Origin of the sequence: Corallococcus sicarius, from assembly GCF_003611735.1 — a bacterium.
Lineage (GTDB): Bacteria > Myxococcota > Myxococcia > Myxococcales > Myxococcaceae > Corallococcus > Corallococcus sicarius.
Genome location: NZ_RAWG01000589.1, coordinates 1 through 2,173, shown reverse-complemented (window position 1 = coordinate 2,173; position 2,173 = coordinate 1). Strand labels below are relative to the sequence as shown.

Below are 2,173 nucleotides of genomic sequence, written 5' to 3'. Positions count from 1 at the left end.
CTGCGCCTGCTTCGCTTCCGTCAACGTGGCGCGGAGTTCCACCACCTCCAGGGCGCGCACCCGCGCTTCTTCCTCAGCGGTCGCCAGTGCCGCAGCGTGCGTCAGCGACGCGGCTTCATTCGCGCGCCGCGCCTCCGGGGGATGGAAGGCCCGGGGGACGTGCGCGGCCTCTGGCCGGTGCGCCGCCTCCAGGGACGCCGCGAACAGCGCCTCCTCGCCCAGCGTCGTCGCCAGCCGCGACAGCACCCCCTCCAGGGCCGCGTCCCCCTCCGGCGCGTCCCCCAGCGCGAGCTGCTGGCCCAGGTCCTCGTCGTGCGCGTCCACCCGCACCGCCACCTCCGCCACGGGGCGCTCCAGCCGCAGCTCGCCCAGGCGGTGCCGGGCCAGCTCCAGCAGCAGCTTCGCCCGCGCCGTGGGCCGCGCCAGCAGGAGCGGCACCTGGGCCTCGCCGGTGGGATCCAACCGCAGCACGAAGGTGAGCCGCACCGCCGCCCGCTGCCGCCCGGAGAGCCGCGCGCCCAGCCGGTCCAACAGCGTCTTGAGCGCGAACTGCACGGGTTCGAAGGTGTCCGCGGGCGCGTCCAGCACCACGCGGTCCTCCAGGGTCTCCTCCAGCGGCTCGGGCGTGAAGGGCGTGTCGTCCAGCCCCCGGCACCGCGCATGCGCCCGCGCCGCTGGCGCCCCACCGCGCGCCACCACCGCGCCCGCCGGCAGCGCCGCCACGTCCCCCAGCGTGGACAACCCCAGCACCGTGAAGGCCCGCGCCGCGCCGTCCTCCAGCGCCTGGAGCGGCAGCGGGGCGAGCGCCCGCGCGCCCTGCCCCTCCGGCACCACCGTCACCCGCCGGGTGCCATGTCGCGCCAGCACCCGCGAGGTGAACGCCTCCGAGGCCACCGTCACGTGCGCCCGGTAGCCCTGCTCAGCGCAGACCTCCAGCACGCGAGCCCCCAGCTCCGGCTCGCCCCCCACCAGGTGCGCGGCCCCCGCGTCGAACCACAGGCCCTCCGGCGCATCCCGCTGGAAGCCCGGGCACAGCCCGAGCAGCGACTCCCCCAGCGCGCTCAGCGCCTGGGCCTCGTCCTGGGGGCGGTAGGGGAAGTGCCGCAGCTCGGGCTCCAGCGCCGTCGCCGCCGTCAGCGTCATCCCCGGCCGCACGCCGGCCTTCAGCGCGCGCGTGGAGGCGAAGGCCACCCGGCGCTGGCCACGCACCTCCTCCACCAACGCGAGCGGCTGACCCGCGAGCGATGGCGATTCGATGACCTTGCGCTGCACCGGGAAGCGCGTGACGTGCAGGTAGCCCCTTCGCATCGGGATGCCCCTTCCCTCAGCACGCGCCCGACGACGGCGGAAGGTCCTGGCGCAGGGACGGCATGGGCGCATCGCGTCCGGGCCGCTGGCCCTGGATGCCGCAGCCGTTGCGCACGTGGGCGGCCGACTCCCGGTAGAAGCCCGGCCCGGCAGCCGCCGCCCCCGCGTCGTGGCCCACGCCGTCCACGTCCAACTGGCGCGCCCCGGCATCCAGCCCGACCTCCGGGTACAGCTCCTGCCAGGGACTGACGACGCGCGTCCCCACGCCACCGCCCCGGCTGCGCTCCAACTCCACGGACCAGCCCTGGACGCCCTGGGCCTCCAGCCGCAGCCGCGCCAGACCGTCCGCCGGGGCCTCCGGGGACGTGAGCAGCAGCACCAGCGTCCCGCCCCGCGCCGCCGCGTCCGCGAGCTTGCGCGCCTCCGGCAGGGAGAGCCGCTCCGGCCGTCCCGCCGCGCCCACGCCGTGCGTCAGGTCCAGCACCACGCAGGTGAAGGCGCCGCTGCGCGCGAGCTGCACCGTGGCCCACACGCGCTGCGCGAAGGCCCGGGGCTGCACGACGAGCAGCCGCTCCAGATCCACGCCCAGCGACGCCGCCGCGGGGGGATAGAGCTCCCGGGGGCCGTCCACCCACGCGCACAGGCGCAGCTCCCGGTGCGCGGAGGCCACCGCGCGCAGCGCCAGGCTGGTGCGCCCGGACGCCGCCTCCCCACACAGCTCCACCGAGTGCCCCAGGGGAAGGCCGCCCATGGGCAGCAGCGCATCCACCGCGTCCACACCCGTGCGCAGCACCGGGAGCGAGCGCCGGGGCGCGGCCTGGAGTTGACGGATCCGTTCACGCAGCTCCTCCACCACCCCCACCGC

General features: G+C 77.0%; 2 protein-coding genes. Both read right to left on the bottom strand.

All coding sequences use genetic code 11. The annotated features are described in order from the left end of the window. Positions 1 to 1,308 (bottom strand): Y-family DNA polymerase (locus D7X12_RS41000; protein WP_244225090.1); only part of this gene is annotated, 1,308 nt, incomplete at its 3' end. A 16-nt stretch (positions 1,309 to 1,324) separates the two neighbouring features. After that, entirely contained in the window at positions 1,325 to 2,170 is an 846-nt protein-coding gene (locus D7X12_RS40995) for an ImuA family protein (RefSeq protein ID WP_120630524.1), read from the bottom strand. Between the last annotated feature and the right edge of the window lie 3 nt (positions 2,171 to 2,173).